General features: G+C 48.8%; 16 protein-coding genes. 1 reads left to right on the top strand and 15 read right to left on the bottom strand.

Annotated features, from left to right (window positions below; all coding sequences use genetic code 11):
* Positions 1–41: 41 nt before the first annotated feature.
* From OZ401_RS05945 to OZ401_RS05920, 6 genes are all read right to left on the bottom strand, one after another.
* A complete protein-coding gene (locus tag OZ401_RS05945; RefSeq protein ID WP_341469792.1) occupies positions 42–896 on the bottom strand; it encodes an N-acetylmuramoyl-L-alanine amidase family protein in 855 nt (284 codons plus the stop codon).
* Between the two features lie 183 nt (positions 897–1,079).
* Positions 1,080–1,694 carry a YdeI/OmpD-associated family protein gene (locus tag OZ401_RS05940; RefSeq protein ID WP_341469791.1) on the bottom strand — a complete coding sequence of 205 codons (615 nt, stop codon included), beginning with the start codon at positions 1,692–1,694 and terminating at the stop codon, positions 1,080–1,082.
* A 4-nt stretch (positions 1,695–1,698) separates the two neighbouring features.
* Positions 1,699–2,181: a DinB family protein gene (locus OZ401_RS05935; protein WP_341469790.1), complete on the bottom strand. Its 483-nt coding sequence runs from the start codon at positions 2,179–2,181 to the stop codon at positions 1,699–1,701.
* A gap of 95 nt (positions 2,182–2,276) precedes the next feature.
* Complete coding sequence (locus OZ401_RS05930) at positions 2,277–2,942, bottom strand: DUF4276 family protein (protein ID WP_341469789.1); 666 nt, start codon at positions 2,940–2,942, stop codon at positions 2,277–2,279.
* Complete coding sequence (locus OZ401_RS05925) at positions 2,939–4,033, bottom strand: AAA family ATPase (RefSeq protein WP_341469788.1); 1,095 nt, start codon at positions 4,031–4,033, stop codon at positions 2,939–2,941. The genes OZ401_RS05930 and OZ401_RS05925 overlap by 4 nt, the downstream gene beginning before the upstream one ends.
* 197 nt (positions 4,034–4,230) lie before the next feature.
* Complete coding sequence (locus tag OZ401_RS05920) at positions 4,231–6,042, bottom strand: endo-1,3-alpha-glucanase family glycosylhydrolase (RefSeq protein ID WP_341469787.1); 1,812 nt, start codon at positions 6,040–6,042, stop codon at positions 4,231–4,233.
* Positions 6,043–6,116: 74 nt separating this feature from the next.
* Between OZ401_RS05920 and OZ401_RS05915 the strand changes: the two genes are divergently transcribed.
* A complete protein-coding gene (locus OZ401_RS05915; protein WP_341469786.1) occupies positions 6,117–6,281 on the top strand; it encodes a hypothetical protein in 165 nt (54 codons plus the stop codon).
* Positions 6,282–6,503: 222 nt separating this feature from the next.
* Here the strand turns inward: OZ401_RS05915 and OZ401_RS05910 are convergent, their stop codons facing one another.
* From OZ401_RS05910 to OZ401_RS05870, 9 genes are all read right to left on the bottom strand, one after another.
* Complete coding sequence (locus OZ401_RS05910) at positions 6,504–7,703, bottom strand: NAD(P)/FAD-dependent oxidoreductase (protein ID WP_341469785.1); 1,200 nt, start codon at positions 7,701–7,703, stop codon at positions 6,504–6,506.
* Between the two features lie 219 nt (positions 7,704–7,922).
* Complete coding sequence (locus OZ401_RS05905; protein WP_341469784.1) at positions 7,923–9,854, bottom strand: S8 family peptidase; 1,932 nt, start codon at positions 9,852–9,854, stop codon at positions 7,923–7,925.
* 2 nt (positions 9,855–9,856) lie between these two features.
* Complete coding sequence (locus tag OZ401_RS05900; RefSeq protein WP_341469783.1) at positions 9,857–11,821, bottom strand: copper resistance CopC/CopD family protein; 1,965 nt, start codon at positions 11,819–11,821, stop codon at positions 9,857–9,859.
* A gap of 38 nt (positions 11,822–11,859) precedes the next feature.
* Positions 11,860–12,357, bottom strand: a complete 498-nt coding sequence (locus OZ401_RS05895; RefSeq protein WP_341469782.1) for a hypothetical protein — start codon at positions 12,355–12,357, stop codon at positions 11,860–11,862.
* Positions 12,358–12,567: 210 nt separating this feature from the next.
* The gene (locus OZ401_RS05890; protein ID WP_341469781.1) at positions 12,568–15,024 is read right to left on the bottom strand and encodes a multicopper oxidase domain-containing protein; all 2,457 of its coding nucleotides are present in this window, start codon (positions 15,022–15,024) and stop codon (positions 12,568–12,570) included.
* Positions 15,025–15,041: 17 nt separating this feature from the next.
* Positions 15,042–16,412: a multicopper oxidase domain-containing protein gene (locus OZ401_RS05885; RefSeq protein WP_341469780.1), complete on the bottom strand. Its 1,371-nt coding sequence runs from the start codon at positions 16,410–16,412 to the stop codon at positions 15,042–15,044.
* A 64-nt stretch (positions 16,413–16,476) separates the two neighbouring features.
* On the bottom strand, positions 16,477–17,943 hold the full coding sequence (locus OZ401_RS05880; RefSeq protein ID WP_341469779.1) for a multicopper oxidase domain-containing protein: 1,467 nt from the start codon (positions 17,941–17,943) through the stop codon (positions 16,477–16,479).
* A gap of 84 nt (positions 17,944–18,027) precedes the next feature.
* Positions 18,028–23,310, bottom strand: a complete 5,283-nt coding sequence (locus tag OZ401_RS05875) for a hypothetical protein (RefSeq protein ID WP_341469778.1) — start codon at positions 23,308–23,310, stop codon at positions 18,028–18,030.
* A gap of 389 nt (positions 23,311–23,699) precedes the next feature.
* Entirely contained in the window at positions 23,700–24,095 is a 396-nt protein-coding gene (locus tag OZ401_RS05870) for a response regulator (protein ID WP_341469776.1), read from the bottom strand.
* Positions 24,096–24,220: the final 125 nt, after the last annotated feature.

Genomic DNA, 24,220 nt, shown 5'->3' with positions numbered 1-24,220 from the left:
AACCGCTGAACTTTATCGAAGGCTGGCTACAAGGGAGGCGCTTAAACCTTGTAACGGGCGAAGTATTGCTGAATCGCCCGTGTGTAGCCCTCCGCCAAAGCCTTAATAGTTTTGTTATCCCTCAGTAAATTTGCCTCGGTATCGTTGGTAATAAATAATGCCTCGGTCAATGCACCGGGCATGGCGGTGGCAATCTTGCGGGTGGGCGTGGGTGGTCCAAACATAAATAGGTGATTCCCGTTCCAATCAATTTCAAGGTCGTCCGCAACCCGGCGATCTTGCGCCTCATAGCCGAGAGAGGACATGCTTGCCACGCTCTCTTGCTGGATTAGTTGCGCAAATAGCTTGTTGCGATCTTCGAAAGAACGGTCGGCGCAATACCATGTCTCAAATCCGCCCGCTCCGTCACCCGGCGTACTGCTGTTTATATGCAAGGATAGCAATAAATCGGCTTTGCTATTATTGGCAAGATTTAAACGGGCTTGCAAATCATCCAATTCGTTGATTTCATCGTCCCCGTTAAGGTCTTGAGGCGGATTGTTGGCAAGCGTGTCCCCGCTACGGGTTAGCACCACCTTGAAACCGCTTTGGCGCAGTAGTGTCGCGGTAGCCATGCTCAATTGTAAAGTCAAATCCTTTTCTAGCAAATCGGGCTGATCGTTAGAGTCGAAGTGACCTGCTCCCCAATCATTCCCTCCATGACCAGGGTCTAGCGCCACCGTGAAAGGTTCAGCAGTTGTAAGCGTGGGCGCGGTAGTCGCTACAGGTTGAAGGGTGGGGGTTGCAGCAGCGGTAGTTTGCATCGGAGTAGCGGTACTATCTCCACAAGCTGCCAACAACAGGCTAAGCGCTAGCAATATCAAAAATAGATATGATAATCTAAAAAAACGCAGCAAATTTTATATCCTTAATGAAGTTCATCCAACTAGATAGGGCTAAATTGTGCTAAAACCATAACACCCGATTCGAGCAACCCTGCTACAGTATAGTTGAATTAAATCAGCGGGGAGTGATATTGAGGTTAAAAAAGTCCAAAATAATTGTAAAGTTTCTGAATAACAGTTAGCGAGGTGCGGTAATCAGCGAGAATCTTCGCCATTTTCAGAGGTAGCGTTTTTAGCGGCTTGGTAAGTCACTTGCGCTAACCTGCGCCCCTGCGCCGAATCCTCTATCAAAGTGGCAAGCCTTTTTAAGCGCGTTTCTTCCTTTTTTGCGCTCATCACCCAGAAGCTGGCAACCTTTTTATAATAGGGCGGTTGCGCCTGAAAGAAATCCCACGCGGCGGGATTCTCGCGGAATTGTGCCTCATATGAATCCACAAGGGCGCGCTTATCGTTTTCATAAGAATAAAGCTGAGCTTTATCTGGGTCGCGCTCCTGATAGGTTTTAAGCCCGGAGGCATGCATCAAGCCGAGTTCAACCAATTCCCCCGCCCGCTTGAGATTCACCGCACTCCAGATGCTTCTGGGCTTGCGAGGCGTAAAGCGAATCATATAGCTTTCCACATCTATGGTTTTGCGGATACCGTCAATCCAGCCAAAGCAAAGCGCCTGATCCACCGCTTGCCCGTAGGAGATGCCGGGTTTAGCTGTGCTCTTTTTGTAAAAACCAACCCAAAGCTCTTGCATTTGAGCGTGTTGCTGCTCTAGCCATTCTCGAAATTCCGCTTCGGTTTGAAAGAAAATTGTATCCATCGCTCTATACACTCTGTGAATTTAGCGCCTGTTTAAGGCTCTCCAGATGGTTAGTGGTGTGGCGAATCGTAGTTCGCATTAGGTAGAGGGCGTTAACCTCTCGCCCAAAAGTAACCCATAGCACGTTGCGGTTCAGGCCTGTTTCGCTCAAACCAAGTACCATTTTTTCCAGTGTCGCCAAATTTTGGTTCAAGCGTGCCACCACTTCGCCTTGACTAAGGTTGGCATAGAGCGTAACCCCTTCAGCGTTAAGCGCATCAATACCGTTCGGAGTTGTGGTAATGGGCTGTCCGCTGCTGGCATTTTCAATCCAGCTCATGCCGTAGTCGTAGCCCAGCGCAATATGATGCGCTGCAATGCCGAGCGTCCAGTTCTCCCCAGTGTGCTGCCCTTGCCAATCTTCCGGCGAGATGCTCTCTACAAGCTGTACTACCTCTGCATTAAGTTGTCTCAATTTATCCAGTAAAAGCCCTGCTTCACTTGACATAATTACTCACACTCTTTCAATAAAGGTCACCATAGAGGGAGTGCCGTTTAAATAATAGAAACAAATTTTCTGTTTGTCAATTAGAAAGAATTCGGTTAGTTTGCCACTATTTTCTCAATACTGGAAACCCAAGCATTAAAGTGGGGACATTCTTGCCTGATTTTATCCAAAGCAATATCAAGAAGGATAAGCGGAGTATATAAAGCCTTTTGGTATTCAGGAAAAGCGGTCAAAAGCCGTTTTGAGGGGGCAGTTTGCGGATTGTCGTTTATTTCTTCCGGTGAGTTAAAAGCGGCTTTTATCTTTTCAAGGTCTGAAAGTTTTGTTGAGTTAGGAAAAGCGCGCGCAATTTGGGCTGGTTCAACGAACACCAATGCTTCAAGCTCGTGTATGGAAAAGTAAGGGAGAAATTTGGGGTTACTTATATTCTTGCTGAACTCTCCTTCGAGGTATTCAACTTTCTGGTAACAATTTCCTGTCGGTAAGGTGGCTTTTCCGGGAAAATCATTTGGTAATCCGTAAAAATCAATCATCGTAGTTACTATGGCGGCGCTTGAGTCTTTCAATAACTTTAAGAGGTCATTTTTAACTTTATCATAGGAAACTATACCGCCCTTAAAATTCGACCCGCTCTTAACCCTTTTGGTTACAACTAGGCTCGGTATTATAAAAATCCCCTTCTCATTTAAAAAGGGGTCAAGAATCTCACGCACAAAGGTTTCTTCCGTCTGACCCTCTACTAGAATAAGCGCCTTTTTCATCTATGCGGTCTGCCACCCAGAATGTTTTTTTCCCAAAGTTCTCCCAAGCCGTAATCTTCCAACCACTCCTCTACGTTTTGTTGATCCAATCTTTTGAATACCGATTGGTTATCTTCCCGGTCAACCACAATAATATCTTCCGGTGAAAGTTGGTTTACCAGCGGAACTGATTGTGTTGAAACAATAACCTGTGTTTTAGTAGCCGCACTTTTTAACAACCCCGCTAAAATTGTTATGGCGTAAGGGTGTAGCCCCAACTCTGGCTCATCTATTAGAATAGTTGACGGTAAAGTGGGTTGCAGCAGTAACGTTGCCAGACAGATAAAGCGTAATGTACCATCTGATAAAGAATTTGCGTTGAAGTAAGTATCCGCGCTTACCTCTCGCCATTCTAGTTGTATTTTGTCAGGATTAAGCAAGTTCGGTTTTAGGTTGAAATCTCTAAAGAAAGGCGCAACCATACGAATAGTTCTGACAATGTTATCGTAATTCTCACGGTGTCTTTTTTCAAGAAGATAAAGAAAGGCTGCTAGGTTTGAGGCATCTGCCCTTAGAATACGATTATCGCCAATATCACCCGTTTTTTTAATCTTTGCGCTATCGCTGGTATCGTGAAAGTGATAAACTTGCCAGCTTTTTAAACTCTCAAGAACATATCTTGGAATATTTCCCCCTTTTTTCAAGGATTCCTCAATCAATAATGTTTCTTTATGACCTTTGCCAAGGCTGATTCTATAAGGAATTGGATACCGTTTGTTGTGAAACCAGCAAATTTCTTCACCGAAGATGAGAGTATCGCTACTTGCAGGTACTAATTCGACCTGATAACCATTTACGTTAAACTGTAATCCTATAGAAATGCCACCAGTAACTTTTTGCCCGAAGTATAAAAGAGACTCTGCGCCTCCTACCTCCCCAGCATACCTCTGTAAATTTTCCTCTACTATTTGGTTGAGCAACTTGAATACAGATATAAAATTGGTTTTGCCCGCCCCGTTCGCGCCGATAAGCACATTTAATGCGCCAAGCTTTATATCAGCTTCCCGAATAGATTTATATCCACTTATTTTAATCCGGTCGAGCGCACCCAAGAGCGACCTCTTTTCTAACCTTTATATTATAAAACTCACCTTATTAATCTATATTTGAGTAGGTTGTGGCGCTATTATCAGGTAACATTCTTTGCAAAATTTTACCACAATTTTGTGAGGATTTGCTTGGCATAAAGAATAAAAAGAGCGAGTTCAAAACCCGCCCCTTGCTGACTTCCATTTCTATTAAGAATAGGCTACTTCCCGTAGCGCCACAGGTGATATTGGCGACCGACGTTGCCCATCTCCACCTTGAAGCCGTCCGGGTTATCAGGCGTGAAGGTCATTATACGGCGTTCAAAAGCTTGCACCAGCACCTTCATATCTTTGCCGCCTACTTTGATGGTAGTCCAGTAGGCTTCGGAGATTGGGAAGCCCATCGCGAAAACCCAATCAATCACATTGGCATTTGTGACTCTGGCGTTCTCCCAAATTGGTCCGCTCTGCTGGAAGAAATCCCAGAAGGGCGAGGCGATGTTATGCCCGGTTTCGTTCACATAAGCGTTATAACGCACGTTATACTGAGTGAAACCTGCGTTTTCGCCCACCTGTCCGTTGGCAGCCATAGTCGAAAGCACCAATTGTCCGTTCTTGTTATCCACGCGCTTGTCGGCAGCCAATGAAGCGACTCCCGCCATGCTGGCAAAAGTGGGACTATTCGGGTTGTTCTGGAAATCCCCCGCCACCGGAATATTAGCTGCGCCCTTATTCTGCTCGGCGTTGGGGTTATCGCCCACCTGAATTTTGCCCCGCATCATTTCGCGCACCAGCAAGCCATTGGTGACGAACCATTGCCCGTTTGGGTCGGTGGTAGGGCGCGTAATTTCCATACGGCTCTTGTCGAAGTAATAAACTATGCGTGAACCGCCCGGTCCCTCATTGTAAGGTTCGCGGTACATCGCAAAGTTTTCAGGTCCCCACAGCCATGTGCGTGGCACTGCCCCGTTGTCCACCAACAGGTCGGTGTGACTCCACACTTTCATGATGCTGCTTTCGCCGAACATCTTGAGCGTGCCTTTATATTGCTGCGCATATTGTCGGGTCATATCAACATATTGATTGCCCCACTGCTCACCGGGTTCGATGGAACTGCCCTCGTACCATTCGTTCCAAGTACTAATCGTAATCAAATCGGGAGTGCTGCTAATGGCGGCTTGCCAACTGCGTTGGTAATATGAGCCACCCTCGCGGTCGCGAAACTCGCCGGGAGAGCGCAACTTGCGGTCATCGTAACCGGGAGTTACTCCCGCCAACCAATAGCGTCGCTGTCCGGTACGTGCCTGATAATTGTTCACATCGTTGCGGAACTGCTGATCTTTCCCGACCGGGTTGTTATCCCACTTTGCTGCGCTGAACAAGTGTATGCCATCGAACACTGAGAGCGGCGTGGTATCAATCGCATCGGTTGACCAAAGTTGCTCATGATTGGGGTCAACCTGATTGCGAATATTCTGCCATACACTCATGTCACCTACCGCATCGGGTCGCCAGAAGAATAATACCGGCTTGCCTTCGTAGCGCAGATAATTGAGGCTGCTCATATAATTATCGCGAATGAAGCGTAGGTTATTAATAGTACCGTTGACTGACGTATCCGAAAGGGTCGTTTCATAATGAACTGTCAGTTTGAAGCCGCCACTGGCAGAATTGAGCATGGTTTTGAAACGATCCGCCCAATCTCCGGTTGAGCCGTTCCAAGTCACAGCGAAAGCATCGATACCCGCCGCCCGCGCCTTATCCATATGCCCGCGCAAGGCGTTAGCATCGCGGCTATCGTAGATTGGGCTGGGGAGGCTGCTCATCAAGCCCCGATTCCACACCTTTGGGTCGCGTTGATCGTACCATGGATAGTAAAAAGCCACCACCGAGCCGGGAGTTCTGCCGCCATAAGCTTGGGCTGCTTCCGGGGTTTGCCCGAACATAAATAGACTCAACACGATTATTTCAGCAATAATCAAGGCGAAAAGCCGCATTGTGCGTCTAAAGGAACTAATTTTTATTGGATTCACCAGATAATACTCCTCTTCCGTTAACCCACTATCATATGATTATATTAGTTATACCACTATAACTCGCTTTCCGAGTGAAAAAAATCGCAGATAAGTACCACACGCCGCTGGCGCTTGCCGCATTGTTGGTAATACACAATCGTTTATCGCTGGCTCAAGCGCGGCTGACTATGATACTTGTCGGTCAGACTGTAACCTATTTGATTATCTATGTATTCTCACCTGTCCAACCGAACTAGCAAATAAACAATACATTCTTCCGTCTGCTTACACAATTATTGCTATTGGCAAATTTTATCATAGAGCTAGGATTGGCTAACTATAACCAACTACTTGGGGAAAAGTACCGAAAGTCTGCTGGTGAGACTGAACTTCTTACTACGTAAAAGACAATCGAATCAAAACCGACCTCACACTCAAGGCATGAGGTCGGCGATTGCAAATGAAACAAGAAACAGACCCTAACCGAGCCTCACTTCCGGTAACACATTGCGTACCCCTAGTTCGTGTTTGGTGTAGGAAAGGTCTTTTACTACCCGCCCCGGTATTCCGGTCAGCTTTAACGGACCGCTCAAGCTAAGGGCTTCTCCACGTCCAAGCGAAATTGAAATACCCATCGAGAAAGGTACGTAAGGTTCGGGTTTGACATCCGGTTGTTCGTTGGCGAAACATTTTGCCAGATACCCCGCCTGAAGCTCGGCATATTGTCCGGTTTGAGGAACTGGCTTGCCGTTACGTCCATCGTGGATAAAGGCGCTATCACCGATGACATAAACCGATTCGAACTGTTTGCTGCGCAGATAATGATTTACCTCAACACGACCGTCTCTAGTAGTATTGAAGCCGCTTTCCTTAATCAATGGTTGCGCTTTTATTCCACCTGCCCAGCAAATTACATTGCTTTTGATTGTTTTCCCATTCATCAGATGAACACTTCCGGGCACAACTTGGTCGATGCCGCTGTTGGTGAGAATCGCTACATTTTTACGACGCAGGTCGTTCATGGCATACTCGCCACTCTCCGGCTCCAACTCTGGTAACAAGCGTGGCGCTAACTCTGCCAGCACTATTCGGTAGGCGTGGCGGGCTGCCGGAACTTTCTTGCACAGATCATTGCAGAAATCTACCATCTCTCCCGCTAATTCTGTGCCTGTCAACCCTCCCCCAATGATCGCAAAAGTTAGGCGCGGGTCATTTTTGCGCAAAGGCTCTGCACCTGTTGCTGTGGCGTTGCGGAAAGCCTCGATAACCGCTTTTCGATATGAAATCGCATCTTCCAGCGTTTTCATGGCGAAGGCATGCTCTTGCAAGCCGGGGATATTATGAAAATCGGTAACACTTCCCAACGCTATCACCAACCGATCATAGTTGATAGTGCCGGAGGTAGTCTCCACCGTTCGCCCCACTGGGTCAATTTTTAATACCTTTGCTTGAATTGATTCAACTTTATGACCATTTAGAAGTTGGGAAAGTGGGATTTTTATCTGAGACGCTGGGACACTATTCGCTGCAACTTCGTGAATACGTACCTGAATAAGGTGATAATCTCTATGGTCAACCAGAGTCACTTTCCAGTTATTGTGTCCTTTACTTAAAGAGTCCAGCTTTTGAGCCAACGTCAGCCCACCGTATCCTGCTCCAAGAATTACCAAACGTTTCATCTTGTTCTCTCCAAAACTGCTACCATATTGTCCATCATATATCATTGGGAGCTACGAATAGAGTTTATCACAATAGTTACCATTATGGTGTAAAGAGGCAAAAATGTTAGTATCGATGGCTACGCAGTATTGTGGGAATAAAAGTCCGGCTAGTTATTTCAGAAATAGCTAGCCGGGTTTGTTGAGTACTTGATAGTTATAGAACTGAGGAAAAGTATCTTACCGAGTAACTGTTAATGTTACGGTAGTGGTATGTGATAGACTGCTGCTAATACCTTTAATGGTCAGGGTGTAAGTGCCGGTTCGGGTGTTGCTAGTGGTTTTTACGCTAAGGGTACTAACGCCAGTCGTCGGATTGGGCGAGAATGTTGCAGTAACTCCGCTCGGAAGCCCACTCACGGAATAACTAATTGTGCTACTGAAACCGTTAATTGCGGTAGGTGTCACGGTATAGGCAACAGTCGAACCACGCTTGACAGTTTGAGAAGCAGGCGACGCGCTCAGACTAAAATCTGCTTTTGGTATGCTTATAGTCAAGCTCACATTAGCAGTGTGCGACAAACTTCCGCTTGTACCACTGATAGTCAAGGTAGAAGTTCCGGCAGCAACGCTGCTGGCGGTTGAAACGGTTAGGGTAGTTGTACCTGTCGACGGATTAGGTGAGAATGTTGCAGTAACCCCGTTCGGAAGTCCACTCACGGAATAACTAATTGCGCTGCTGAAACCGTTAATTGCGGTAGGTGTCACATTGTAATTGGCGGATGAACCAGCGCTAATGGTTTGGGAAGCAGGAGACGCGCTCAGCGTGAAGTCAGGCGCTACTACCACTCCACAGCTACCGTTTACCGCTTTACACAAGTTCAAACGACCGCCTGTAACAGTTTTACCTACCAATGCGGGGTCGGTATCCACGTTGCTCAGCAATTTGTCTTTAAGCTGCGCCGTTGTAAAAGAGCCGGTAGAAAGTACCAGCGCAGCAGCCCCTGCCACATGTGGCGTAGCCATCGAAGTACCGTCGAAGTAGGAATAACTGCTATAGCGGGTGGTAGAAAGAATATTCACGCCGGGTGCGCCCAGATGTACTGACGTAGCGCCGTAATTGGAAAAGCCTGCCAGTCCATCGGTTTGGGTGGTGGCAGCTACTGCCACGATGTTGGGCGCGTTATAGCTAGCGGGGTAACTTGGGGTTGAGTCAAGATTGAGAGAAGAGTTACCAGCCGCCGCTACGAATAAAATATCATTGGAATTAGCGAGATTAATTTCGTCTAGCAATGCTTGGCTGAAGCCACCACCGCCCCACGAATTGTTCAGAACCCGGATATTTACACCCGCTTGCTTGGCTTTCACTGCGAAATCAATCGCAGCAATTGCCCCGGCGGTGTTGCCTGAACCAGTAGAATTCAGGAATTTCAAGCCCATCAAGCTGACATTCCAGTTGATTCCGGTCACTCCTGTTGCGTTGTTTCCAGTCGCACCGATAGTTCCCGATACGTGCGAGCCATGGTCATTATCATCCATTGGGTCGCAGGTGTTGGTGAGGGCATTAAAGCCGTGTGTGCCCACTGCACACCCACCCACTCCACCGGGATTACTCCAAACGTTAGTTGCCAAATCCGGGTGAGTGTAGTCGATGCCTGTATCTACAATACCTACTACAATGGATTGGCTGCCTTTTGTAACAGCCCAAGCTGCCTCGGCTTGGATGTCCACTCCGGCGGTGCCGCTAATCCCGCTCACCGCTTGCCCGGTGTTCTTCATCGCCCAGAGTTGGTTGTAATAGGAGTCGTTAGGTACGTCCGCGGCGGTAATTATATAATTTGGTTCGGCATAGGCAACTGCCCCATATTTTTTGAAGCTCGCAATTTTATTTGCTACTTGACCTTTAGGAACTTTTACAACGTGGGTTTGTTTAGCGCCCACTACTTTATCGCGAACGCCCCCTTCGTTATGTTCAATATTATCTTTTTCGGTATCATTAACCCCGGCACGATAGCCTACTAGAATACTATCTTCTACGTAAACAGGCTTGAAAGCTGCCTCAGCCACGTTGTTGCTGGTGAAAGCTAATGACCCGAAAAGGCTCAAGGCAAGCCCGAAAACCAGCCAGAAGCATAGGACTCCTCTAACCAAAGTAGTTTTTACTTTTCTCATATTTACTCCCTTCGCTCTGAGCGGGTTTGTCTCAAAGTTTTGAATAACAGAAAACTATTAAAATTCCAAGATAATTTCTTACTGAGCCGCCAACCGCCTAGCCCGGTGAACGCTAGCAACGCTACCAACGCGGCTGCCCAGTCCAGTAAACTCCCAATAGATTGGTTTGATACAATTACAGGACGCTTCTCGCTGGCATCTTCTCCGGCGGCAACCGTCCATGGTACGCTCAATTTTGTCTCTTCCATACCGGGACGGTTAACCACCAACGCTAAATTCCAAATCCCGGCTTTATTTAGATAGCCGCCCGCAATTTGATAACGTCCGTTGCCTAAAGATTCCGCATTTACGGTAATACCACTGCCTTGTTGTCCCGGTGAATCCAGCTTTACAGCTACCGATTCTATTGGGGCAGGGGCGGGACGGCGCGAATTGAAAATCCCTATAGAGATAAAATTCTGCCCCGGACGATTAGGTTTAATGGATAGATTGAATATTAGATCGTTGGCGTTTGCGGTTAGGCTACTCGATGCCTCACCTGTAAAGAGTGGCTCGAACTCAGGACCGCGCGCCGGTTGCGAAGTTCCGATCAATGCTGCCAGCAGTAACACCAGTGTGGCAACTCCCGCTTCTACTAGAATAGTTCGGCGCAATAAGCGTGAAGAAGTGGGTTTCCAGTCTTGCGGTTTTCGCAAAAGTTTGCCCAGAAAAGCTCCCACTCGCGGGTGTAGCACGGCAGTATTTACCAGCCCTAGCAGCGCCATAAAAAGCACCAAATATACTTTTAGCATCAACGCCTGCCCGTACAAAGTAACCAGCAGCGCATCGATAGAGGCAACCTGCTTACCGCTTTTGTAAAGCCCACTGGCAATTACCGCAATTAGACTTACGGCGGCAACTCCGCTGAACCGTTTTAGCATCGCAATTGCGGTGGCTCTTCCCGCCTGATTCTTGTGTAGGAGCGGCACTACCGCTACTACCAACGCGAACAATCCGCCTACCCACATTCCACTGGACAATAGATGAATTACATCTATGCTCAGGCTCAGCCCCGAAACCCCTTCAGCAGGGGCGTGTCCGTTCAAAGCTTCAACTACCAGCAAAGCCAATGTCAAGGCTATTACTGCTACCCGGACAACAGACTGGCTGAATTTCTCAGGCTTCACTGCTTTCAGGAATAAAACCGCCAGTATTAGTAACAAACTTTGACTGATTAGCCAGCGCAACCCATAGGCGGTACGCGAAATTATCACCCACCAACCGTCCACTCCGCCTTCTCCGGCAAAGCCTTGCACCAATAAAAGCCCTAATCCGGCTACAAAGGCTAACAATCCCGACCAACCTGCCAATTTCATTAATCTGGCGCGTACTGGAATTGCGAACTCTCCCTCTTGCTCTAATTTTTTTCGAGCTTTGGGTAGGATGGTCAGGCTTAAGGTAAACGCCCCGGCAAGCCCCGAAATCCCGCCAAAGCTGAGCCAACGCATAAAAACTTCTAGCGGAGGTGGCGTAGTTTCAGTAACTTTTCGGGTTTCCGGCGCTATCGAGTGTTGCACTCCGAAAATAACTGTGCCGGTTATGGTATGTAGGTCGTCCGCGCTGCGCGATTTCCAGTCCAGACGATAAGCGTGGGGGGTTAATTCAGGTAAATCCACCTCCAGTACCATAATTTTCGGGTTGTCGTATTCTTTGACGGCAGCGGCGGTCATTTCGGTATTGAGTCGCAACGCTTTTGCCGGAAGATGCTGCCCCTCATCATTCACCAATTCGACGCTCGTAAAATCCATAATGATTAGGTCGTTAAACCACAAGTGCGCTTGCTTTGGTGTCTCTGCTAGATTTGCCCCATCCTGCGGGTCAGTACGAATTAAAATCGCGTGCGCCGATGCACTCGCCATATTGCCGAAAAACAATGCGAAACTAAAAGCCAGTAATGCTGATATTGCTCTAATTTGCTGCTTTGACATTTCAATTCCTCGAATTACAAGAGTTACGCCTCTTATTGCTAGCGAGCAACCACATGTTCAAGCTTTTGTTCGTCAGGGAATAGCACTACTACCTTACCGCCGGGTTTGATTGCCCCTTGCGTATTGCGGAACAGCATAAAATAGATTCCACCGGCATTTAAATCGTGGCGAGTGGACATTATTGCAGCCGAGTTTACATATATCCCAGAATCTTCCGCCGCCAAAATAGGCAAGTTATCCGGTACGGACATCATATTCAAAGCTTTTTCAGGGTCTATCACCATAAAGCGGAAATCTACCATACCCCCATCCGCTGTTACGCCAATCTGAGTGACTCGTATGCCCCACTTCTCTTCAATTTGGGGGTTAGTTGGCATAGGTGGCACGTTTGTTTGTGTTGGTTTGGGGCTTTGCTGGTTCATTATGACAAATAGCGCACCCGCAACTATAAAAACCAACAGCGCCACTGCGCCGATTCGAGTAAAAAGCGCGAAATTTGGACGGCTTTTGATGCTATTTCCGGTTACTTTTTCCATTTCTGTAAAATCCCTTTCAAGTTCCAAATTCTATTTTATTCACTACATTGTTATGAGTTCCAAATGCCAAATCTTACCTTCCAAGTTGCCTGATTTGGCTTAATGGAGTTCCAGGCTCAGGCTTGGACCTAAGCCCGGAACTTGTTACTTGGAACTGTTTGTTGTAATCCAATTCAGGGACAGGCTCAACGAGTCCCGTCCCTTTTGCCGTTAAACGGTAACCCTTACTGAGTACACTACGCTCCAGTTACCCGCTGCGTCCTTAACTCTGATATACAGAGTATGCGTGCCACGGCTGAACTGTTGAGTTGTAGTAAAGCTTACGGTTTTAGAGGTTGTTCCTGCTGCTGGCAGGGTGATTGCAGTACCTTTGCCTGCGCCGGGGTCGGTGCCTTCAAAGTATTCTGCTGCCACGATATTGGAAGCAGGCGCTGAAACAGTTGCTGGTGCCTTGGCTGTATTGACCGGGTCGGTGGCTGTAAAGTTCAGTCTGATTCTTCTATTCGTGACTGCTGTAGCAGTTAATCCAGTAACAGTAGGCGAAGTCACATCAACAATAAAGGTTTTCGAAGCAAACGCGCTCCAGTTACCGGCAGCATCCTGCCCCCGCACAAAAAGCGTGTGTTGCCCTTGACCCAGTTGCTTGATGTCGTTAAGCGCGATAGTGATGTACACATTCACGCTTGCAGAACTACCGAAGTTGAACCCGGTGACGGGAAGCATCGGGATTGAAGCCGCCGGATTGGTGGTATTGTCCACATAGGCTTCTGCTGCTACGATGTTTGAATTACCACCAGCGGTATCTGAAACCGTTGCAGTTACCTTGAACGGAGTGTTAGGGTCGAACATTACCGTACCGTTGTTTGGTGAGGGCAAGGCTGTCACTGCGCTGGTTGTCGGACCAATCTTATCCACCGTCACCGTGATATTGGCGAAGTTGCCCCATGAACCGTTCGCATCCTGAGCGCGTACTGCTACGGTATGTGTCCCGTTGCTCAAAGCAGTAACAGTAGCCGCAGGAATTGCACCGGTCAAGGTTGTGATCGGCGCTGCTCCGGCAGGACCAAGGGTAAGCGCTGTACCGCGAGTAGTTGTAGCAGGTGTGCCGACCGGATCAAGGAAGTATTCACCTGCTGTTACATTCAGGTTGCTGGTGCTGGTGCTATCGGCGTGAACATTAATGTTTACGTCAACGCTACCGTTGGCAGGAGTAGGCAACACAGTACCGCTTACAACCGGACCGGTTTTCGACAAGTTCAGGGTTGCCGAACCAAACCCGCCATATACTCCGGTAGTGCCTGTTCCTAAGGCGTGGATATAGAAAGTGTGATTACCGTTAGAAAGGGTTGCCAGTGTAGCGGTAGTAATAGTAGCGCAAGCATTGGCTCCGGTAGGGCAGCCGGTAGTGTTCATAGCAATACCCGCTCCGTTAGTGCCAATCGTGTCAATGAAGTATTCGGCGCTGGCAAAGGCAGGCGCGATGCTGGCGCTTAGCACGACATTAACCGAACCGTTAGCCGTACTCGGATTAACGGTAGCGTTGCTGACCACCGGACCGCTAGTACCGCCACTTGGAGTACCGCTCACATTGATAAAGGTAAGCATGCCACCATACTTGATTGGGCTGGTTGCTACTGTTGTGCTGGTACGCGCCCCACTATTGTCGAGGTGGTTAGCCGCGTTATACAGGGCGAAATTGCTGCCTGCCGGAGCAGTTGCCGGAATGGTAGTAATCAAATCCATGCTCTGACCAGAGGCAATGGTTTCTACTACCACCTGATAGGGGTATTTCAGGGCTTTACCGTCCACCCCATAGACCCAACTATGGAGACCCATAGTGCCGATAGCATGGTCGCGCAGACCCGCGTTTAGGTAACGCAACAAAACATTGTTGCCCGCTGCGCTGCTAATAGTCGCAGTGTTCGGGTAAGCCTGCCCGTTAATCAACCAGTACTTGGGCGCGTAGGTGTGTAGGTCGAAGGTGGTAGGGGCTGCGTTCAACGCCGGGTCAATATCGCTGAAAACCAGCAAGGCTTCATCGGTAAACGTGCTGTTTGCGTCATAAGCCTGAAGCGGTTGCCCGGTAGGGCGCACAATTAAACCGCCAAACATACCCATCGCTACCTGTACATTACCGTTTGCACCTTTAGCCAATCCGGCTTCATACAGACTGGTGCCGGGTTTCAGGTTGTTAAAGGTATAGGTTTTGCTGGTTGGCGTAACATTACCCGCTCCGATACCGTTCAGGTCGGGCGCGCCCAACATCATCGGTAAAGAGAGGCTGGTAATGTAGGGCAGGGTGTTGTGCAAGGTAATCTGGAGCGTTTCACCCTGATTAGCAATAATAGTGGGACCCGGTAAGGTAGCTGCGCTTGTCTGAGTAGTTGAATACCCCCAGATGTTAATCGGTGTAGCTAATCCGGGTACATTAATTGTTCCGGTTGTAGCCCACAGGTCGCAGGCACGTACCGTACCGGTCAAGGTACAACTTGCAGGTGGCAATGTTGCCGCCAGAGGCAGTGGGTTACGTATCACCCCGAAATTTGCCTCTCCGGGAGCCGCGCTTGCTTGGTTAAAGGCTGTCAGAGCGAATGCCCCTGACAAAGCCGCGATTCCCAGCAACAGCGACATACCCGCCCTCAGAATTTGCTTGAAATTTATTTGCATCTTCTTCAAAATCCTTCCTAATTGCACAGGCGATTGTTACTCACCTGTTGCGCCATCGGTGGGTCAATTCGCTGAAGGGTGAACATACCGCCAAAGCCTAGGTCATAGTTTGCTGCTTCGTTCAAAGCATGGCTGTGCCAGACCTGATAGTACTCACCGCACTGGTTGTAAGAAGTTGTGCCAGTTGGCAGACCATCCTGAACACCTAGATAGGGGCTACCGCTATACCATGTAATGCCACCTTTGAAAGTCAGGTTCTGCAACTGTGGTACAGTTACCGGAATCGGATTGGTAGCAGCATTCCAGTGGTACTCATCCGACCATTGGTACAGCACGTCCCAAGTTTGACCCGAACCCAGCAAGATCAAAAACTTTTCATAGGATAGGTCGTCCCCAGCTGGCGAAGCCAACGGGCGGGCATCACGTCCGATTACACGACCGTGATTGCCGTGGGGGTGGAAGGGGTGATTTAGCATACCCACGTTTAAATAGTGCACCATCGCCGGATAATGGTAAGCGGAAGTGGCGCTAGGGTCATACGGTTGCATGTGTACCATCGCCCCGTAAGGCTGAGTGGTAAGCCAAGCCGCCCCATTATCGGCAATCGTATCCGGGAAGCTGCGCCCGTTGATCATCCAGTAGCGCGGGTGGTTTTGGGTAATGTCGTAAGCCTGCCCGTTTTCCACCGCTTGGTGCAGAGCAGGGTCAAGCTCGGAAGTAATCATCACATACTCGTTACCTGCGTTGTAAATGCTGTCAGCCCGGTTGTAGGCGTAGGCGGTTCCGGGGATAACAGGTAAACCCGTGGCTTTCGGTCGTACTATCAAAGCGCCGAACAAGCCCATATTGACCTGTTTGCCTTCGTCAGTACCGCTCTCATACAGGTAAGTACCCGGCATGCCGGCAGTGAAGGTATAAGTGATGCTACCGCCGTTAGCTTTCGCTACGTTGGTCAGCGAAGTCAGCGTGTTGGTTGTATCGAACTGGGGTTGGGCAGCCACGCCGTTTGCCATTACCCCTTCCATACCCGGAATAACGATTGAGGTATCTTCCGGCAACTTGTTATTTAGTACAATTGTTACCAGATCGCCCTCATTGACGCACAGGAACGGACCGGGCAACTGGAAAGTACCTCCGGTGGGGGCGTAACTCCACATAAACGAAATGTTGCCATCCGGTAAAGTAATATAACCGGATTGAGCGGTGAGACTAAAGGTAGGGTTAGGTGATGTACCGGTGGTACATATCAACCCGGTTTTGGGTGGTGTGGTGGCAGCCTTGACTTCTGCGCTACCGGTTGGCACGGTCGCTACCAGCATCGCAACCATCAACAGCACTAGCCCCAGGCTCACCCTTTTAAGATTTATCTTGTTCTGCGCTAGACGCATCGTTTAATCTCCTTAATCAGTTTCAAATTGCGGCTTTGAAAGCCGAGACCGGAAACCTGAAATACTAATAGTTAGGGGCAGTCTGAGACTGTAAAGTACCCGCCGGGTAGATTCGAATTTCGGTCATTTGCCCACCGTAACTCGATGAACTGCCGCTGGTTGAGTTGGCAAAATTTCGGTTGTAGAACAGGTAGGTGTCATAGCCCAACCCACTAGTTCCTGTTCCACCACTGAAAGTAGGCGCGATAAATATTGCATCAACTGATTCACCGGGTCCGATATAAATAGTGTTGGTGCTGAACTCGGTATTAACCGGGTTGATACGCGGGATGCCGGTACGAAGGGCTTCATCGGTATTTGATCGGAGGAATACCGCATCTTTGCCCACTAATCGCAAATCTATTCCGGTTATATTCAATGAAGATTGCTGGTAACCCAGTGAAACCGCGCGTAGCAGCACTTTTTCCCCTTCATTCGCCGTAACCAGTGACGAAATCGGTTGGAACTGGAGTCTTGGGTCGCTAGGAGCTACGAGTGGATTGCTACTAGGTGCGAGCGTATCGGGATAGCAACGCCCGTTCATCAGCCAGAAATCGGGAGCGTACTCGCTCCAATCGGTTGGTTGGATATGAGCGTCGTTATAGTGTGCTTTTGCCCATACCTCTGAAAGGAAAATCGTAAACTCACGGTCGTAAGCGGATGAGTTAGGGTCGGTCGGCTGAAGCCCATCGTTGTAGACATAACCGAGTGGTGAACTAGCAGGACCCCCCGCAAGACGCGCTAACGGAATAGGCGTATTGGTGGAATCTACAGCCGGGACTAGGGTGCTGTTGATCGGGTCTGCCGGATTTGATCGCATCATCCCAGTGTTTTGGAGAGCGCGAACGAAAATTACACCGGTCATGCCCATATGCACGTGTTCTACGTCTTCAAAATGGCAATGGTACATATATGTACCCGGATTGATGGGTTTATAGTAATAGGTGAAATTTTGCCCGATCGGTACAGAAATCGACATTTCCGGTACACCATCGAACAGGGGAATGGCGTTGCGGAAGCCATGCCAATGTATCGTATGCGAGTCAACTAAGTCAGGGCGTTGCTGTAATCCGGCATTGGTCAAACGGATGGTTACATCGGTATTCTCATTCACATAGAGTAAAGGGGCGCTGGCTTGCGCCTGTCCTTTAAGGCTTAGCGGGTCAGTACCTGTCGGAACTTGCCGAAAACCGAAGATATAGGTGGTTTGCCCTTGCTGGTTGCCGTTCGCGGCGGCGTAAGGGTCGGGATAGTATGAGGTTGTTACGCCCGGAATAGGGTTAAGCGAGCCGGGCAGGGCAATCCAACCATCGGTTGCCACCATATCGAAGGTTAAAGGCAAGGTTGCCTGATTGGGTGCAAGTAAATCGTTATAGGCTAAAACTCTATTGACGGGCAATGCGCTTAAGCCCGCTGCTGCTGCCATCGCGCCACCACCCAGAGCCAGGAACCGGCGCCGGGAGACATTGCGTAGAGGCTTGTAATTTTTCATGTTACATTCATCTCCTTTTTATACCTCACCCCTCCCCGCTCACTTCCCGTAGGAAGCGAGCGAAGAGAAGTTGGTTCCTGCTTACTAGCGTTCGTCTGCACCTGCGTCGAACCCGCCGTTTAATGGGCGTGCTTGGTTATCAATATCGAAGGCTGGCGCAGCCAGGTTAGTAACCCCATTCACCACTTGGTAAGAAGGAATTACTTTGCTTGCGGCACCCAGATTGAGCGCCGGAGAAGTAGCCGATAGGTGATAGTTGCCCATCAGGTTAACTGGCAAATCTAGCGCTACAACAGTTGCACCGGTAAAAGTGGGGTTGGTGCGCCACGGGAAGACCGCCACGCTCACGTTGTAAGTGCTGTCCACTACCAACGGGTCAGACAAAATGTTGGTAGGGCTAGCGATTACACCCGGATTAGTTGTCGGTTGCAATATTGAATTGGTAGGTGACAACTGTCCAGAACCGTCCGCTACTCCCATATCCCAGTAGTTGATTGGGCTAGTGTCGCCAGTGAGACCGATGCCTTGCAATTGCAGGGTAGTGTGGTTCCACTGACCTGCCCGGTTGTCCCACAGGATGTTGTTGAACAACAGCGGGTTGCTGAAAGTGGGTGAACCGATTGGCAAAGTTGCCTGCAATATGGAACTGTTACCGGTAGTAGAGATACCTGCGGGTGCCGGTTGTCCGTTGCTGGTAGCAGCCGTTGCGGTGGTTAGGTTTTTCATGATAGTGTTGTTATAGATACGAGTGTTTGGCGCATCATCCATTGCGATACCGCCACCCTCATGGGTTGAGACGTTGTTCACAATCATGTTGTTGTAGAGGTTGATCGGGAAGTTTTCCACCATCAACAAGCGGATACCACCACCATCATCATTCGCCAAGTTAGCTTGGATCAGGTTGTTGTAAACATCAACCGGACCTGTGCCAGCCGACAAAGCTAGCGGATTAGCCGGTAATTCTCCGGCAAGGAATATGCCGCCACCTTCGTCGAAGGAGGTGTTGAAGTAGATACGGTTGTCGTGAATCTTGCCGTTAGGGCTGTAGCCATACTGACTGATACCACCGCCGTATTCTCCCGAATAGTTGCCGCAAACATCGTTGTGGTCAATTTCGTAGCCGTTGGAACCGTTAAAGAGACCGATACCACCCGCTAGATTAGTACCACCGCTGGAGATAATCCGGTTGTAGGAAACCTTCAGGTTGGCGTTGCTGCTATTAGCAAAAGGTGTACCTACCCGGAGACCGCCGCCGTATGCGCCGCCGTTGCTGCGAATTATGTTATTGGTAATTTGCAGATTATTGGCGTTGTTGTAGGCGAAGATACCGCCGCCCTGCGTCACTACTACACCACCGGGTACTGAATTAGCTTTACTATTCTGTCCCATCTGATCGCCACCGGTGATAAGGAGACCATCAATAGAGGCTTTCCAAGTTGTACTGTTAAAGCTGTTATTGCCGATTACGGTAATAACTGAGCCTTCACCTAGCGGTGTTGCACCTGCCAACCCCGAATAATTGGTGCGCCAGGTGTCGCCATAGGTTTCGTCGCCGAAAGCGAGACCGTCAATTACCGTACCGTTGACCGTTGTATTCAAAATGCTGTTGGGGTTGCGGAAACCGCCGGGTCCCACACCCTGCAACTTAACATTGGAATGGATCACGAGGTTCTCAAAGTAAGCGCCGTTGGCATTGAACAAGCTATTGCCGTTCCGGTTGGTAGGAATTTTCCCCGTTCCCGGATACACCACTACCAAGGCTTGTGTTTTGGTGGCAGCGTCATCCAAGGCGGTTTGGATTGGTCCTTTACCAGCAGTGTTGGTATAAGGGAAGGTGTAATTATTTAAGTTGTACTTGCCGTACTGCGTTCCATATCCAACTTCGTATAACGTAGGAGTGTAGCTGTTAGGACCAACTGTACCGAGTACGTGGAAGGTTAGGTTAGTAACGGTTGACTGCCCGTTGCTATCTTTAATCACTAGCTGATGTGTGCCCGGAGTGTTGTAATTGGCAAGGTTCATGACAACGCGCCCATCCTGCCACGATCCGGCAACAATCGGTACAGCAACACCGTCAAGCAATACCTGTCCGGCAGTAGTGCCAAAGCCAGTACCGTTAATGGTAATACGTTTGCTAGCTGCCGTATCGGTCAAGCGAATGTAAGGTTTCTCAACCGCCAATATCTGTGGTGTAGTGGTATCCAACTTGCATTGAGCAGGTTGGTTATTCTGCGAACCGGGAGTTGCAATCATCGAACCAATTGCTATCGGCGCGTGGTCGGCAGGAATTACCAGACCGGGCCACACTTCAAAGGAAGCCGAAATGGTGCGGTATTGCGGGTTGTAGTATGGGTTCAGGTTACCGGGTTGACCGGGGTCATTGCCTACCAGACGGTAAACGTTCGGGCAGGGACCTGCCGGAAGCGGACAGTTATAGGTGCTGGTCGAAGGTAGAATGACTTCGTAGAAGCCGTTCGGGTCCGACATTACGGTGGTGATCAGGCGGTTGCTGTAGTCGTAGATGCCGACCGGTACGTTCGCCAACCCACGTTTTTCACCAAACATGATGTCTTGAGGATTGGTCGAAAGGTTCAAGTCATCATTAATCAACCCCCATAGCTTGCCCGGTATAGGCACTTGGGTGAACAGGTTAAAGTTACCAGAAGCGGCTTTACCGGGTTTCACCTGAAATAACCTTGCATCGCAAAGCGGCATATTCTTGCCTTCGAAGGGGCTACCGCCACCCGCTGCAAAAGCCGGATTATCTACTGCGTTCGCACCATCTGGTAGGATTCCTTTTACGTCAACCACATGCAAAGGTCCTACGCAAGGTGGATTCAGTACCTGGGGGGTATAGGCATCGCCGGTGAAGATATTGACATCTTCTTCTTTGGTAACTTCGTACTGGGGTTTGTTAAATTTGTCATTGGGTATATTTACATCCACGATGTAATCTCCAATTGGCATCGGGTCTTCGACATGTTTGCCGTTTAACATAACCGGGTTACCGTTACTGTTGTAACGCCAAACGGTGCTAAAGCCATAGTTGCCGTCCACTGTGGAGAACCCGGTCTGGAATTGAGTGCCCATGAAAGGCGCTTCTAGGCAATCTTTACCGGTAGTGCGTGGGGTTACCAATTGAACCACCGGAGCGCCGTTGACATCCAGCGGCGTACAATCTGTTGGGCGTTGCCATTGTTCCGAAATATACTCGTTGAGTTGATGTCCCTTAACTAATGCGCCGGTAGTGGCATTGGTCAGGTAAAACTTACCGTCACCATTAGGAGAGGTACAAGTAGGGTCGCTGGTAAGCGCGGGATTAGGTGTGCAGGAAGTAGTGGCATAGAGTCGCACAGGGATGTTGGGAATACCGGGTTGGTAGATTTCGGTAACAGCCTCGCGTGCGTTTAGCTCGTTGCGGGTGCTATCGTAAGTAACCGTACCCACAATACCGCCGTTTTCCAGAGTAGCGAGGTTATACGGCTGTAATGCCCAGTCCATACGACCACTCAAGCCGATAACCGGGAAAACGCTCACGTCCGGACCAACTCCCAGAATGGTATGCTCATTCGGGTCATTATCGGCCTGATAGGTGACACCTACCGTCTTGAAACGATCCATATAAACCTGCTCGACTAACCAGAAGGTCATCGGGTAGGCTTCGCGGAAAATATAGTTGCCGTTGTTATCGGTGGATACAGCGGAAATACCGCGTTCCAACGTATTATTAGCGCGAGAGAGTAATTGTACAGGAGCGTTGGGGATGCCCGGTTCGTTTGCTTCGCATTTGCCATTGCCGTTCTGGTCAATGCAGACTCTTCCCTCGAAGGTAGTCCACCAACCCGCTAACAACAAAGTTCCCGTATCGGCGACTTGTCCGTTAGCAACGGTGACGTTCAAGGTGTCCAGCAAGAACTCTTGGGATTTATCCCAATAAGTCAGCGAGTAGTCGCCGTTTGGCACATTGTTAATCTGGAATGTACCATCGGTGTTTGCCATTCCAATATAAACCGGGCGGTCGCCCCCCTGCAAAGCAGATAAGGCTATTACTGCGTCGGTTATCGGTTTAGGGTCAATTTTGGTACCGCTGGCACCTACGCCACCGTTTTGACCGTTATAAGGCAAGCCGCCTTGCTGCGGGATGTAGGTTTTGGAGCCGCGTATCCAGCCTTTAATAGAACCGAGGTCTGCGGCGGTTCCGGTGGTAGGGGCCTTAACTAGCGTAGGATTGTTGGTAGGAGAAACATAACCAAAAGGCGTGGGAGGCACAGGCTCGCCGCCGGGACCGATCATTTCGGTGTCGAAACCGGTCGCGCCTTCCTGAGTCCATACGTCGTAGTCATGGTTACCTTCTAGAGTCGTAGTCTGGATATAATTGCTGCCGTCCGGTGGCACTACCTGAGAAGTATAGCGGTTAGGTCCCATGTTGTTGAAAGTGATTACCCCATCGGTATCGGGGTGGCAACCTGCGCCTAACTTGAATACGATAGGTCTGCCGCTGGTGGGGTCAAGGTAAACAGGGAGATTACCATTGGTGGGATTTTGCGCCGGAATGGTGTTAGCTGCATCTGCGGCGTACACTGTACAGAGCGGATTGCCGAACCAATCGGTAGTTACTTCGCCCAATACATCAAAAAGTTTCCCTTTGAAATTAGGCAGGTCAAGTTTGAATTGATCTGAAGTGCAAGTAACCACGCCCGGCGTAGATTCCTCACCCGGCGAGTCGAATTGCCCGTTTACAGTGTTGCAGTCTTCAAAGGTTTGGAGTTTGATAGCGGCGAGAGGTAGCGGGTAGGGTTGTGCTGCTACTGTTACTAGCCCAAGGGTAGGTCCTGAAGCGCCTGTCAGAGGAAGACTGAAATTTGTGCCATCGATCTTGTAGCCATCTGCCCAAACCGAAATTAGGTAATTTCCGTTGGGTAAACCCGTCAAGTTCAACCCGGTGGTAGCGTTCAAGTTGGCTTGCGTGCCTTGCGCTACAATCGGATTATATGCGTCGTTTTGATGAATCGAGGGCCAATTACAATTATTCGGATAGTTAGTATTGATTGTAGTATTGGTCGCGTCGGTAAATGGCGAACAATTGGGATAACGCGCCTGCAACGGATTGCCGGACGTATCTTGGTTAATAATAAATTTATAGTTGGGGACGATATCGCCTTGATGGACTCCCACCACAGTACCAGCGGCGTTTTTCCAATTTGGCTCGTCGCGCGCGCTGATTACCTGTAATTTCAGGATTCTAGTGTTGGCAGCATCTGCAACACTAACTATATTGTCGAATGGCAGGGCAGGCATCGCAGTAATTATCATCACTGCTATCAGCGCGAGCCTCAACAAGATTTTGGGATTTCTTCTTCGTCTCATTTTTACTCCTTCGAATCGAAGAACTACGGCATGCATTTATCTCCCGGGGAAAATTTCCCCGAGAAATAAAGCAAACCTAAGACAACTACGACCAATGTATTCGTAGAAAATCTACTGTTATTAGTAAGCCTGCGTCATTCTGAAGAATGATCCTCAGCTTAAGGGAATTTTCTGATAGGCACGACTAACTTAAGGTAATTAAACCGGAGTATGGGTAAACCAAAAATGACAGCCAAAAATTATCTAGTGGGTATGGAAATAGTAAGAGGCAAAATAAACTCTCCCTATCCGCCACACTCGGAGGGTAAACTAAACAATGCTACCGACTAGGCGCGATAAACTGCACATAGTCAGCCTCGTTTAAATTTTATTTGTCCAATGTCTTTGAGTTAATTGTCATCCCCTTCCATTTTCTCCAGAAGGAAGAGAGATTCGAGTAAAGATTGAAACTGTGTTACGAACTCAGTCCGGTCAATAAAACCGTCTATATTAGTGGATGTATTTGTATCTAGATAAAACTCGTAATCATTAGAAGCAACTAACGCTATTTTTGGTGGCATCGCTTGTAGTTTTACTAATCTTGCTACATCGATACCGGTCATATCCGGTAACCTAGCGTCTAATACGATAAGGTCAAAGTCTTTTACAGCCAGCTTTTCAAATATCGAACTGGCTGCCACTACACTGGTTACATAATCAACTGCCGGTAAGGACGAGATAAAATGTTTGGACGATATCAGGAATTCAGGTGAAGCACTTGCCAGTAATATATTTAAGTATCTCATACTTAGCACCCCTATCCCAAAATGCTGCTTAGAACAAATAGACCTCAACTGATCACTGGGAGGCTAAAGCATGAGTTTCCACGATCTTCTACAAGAACAAAGTGCTAGGTGGGAAATAAGGTTTT

This window comes from Candidatus Chlorohelix allophototropha (genome assembly GCF_030389965.1).
Taxonomy (GTDB): Bacteria; Chloroflexota; Chloroflexia; order Chloroheliales; family Chloroheliaceae; genus Chlorohelix; species Chlorohelix allophototropha.
The sequence above is the reverse complement of the archived record's forward strand: the minus strand, read 5'-3'. Positions and strand labels throughout refer to the sequence as shown.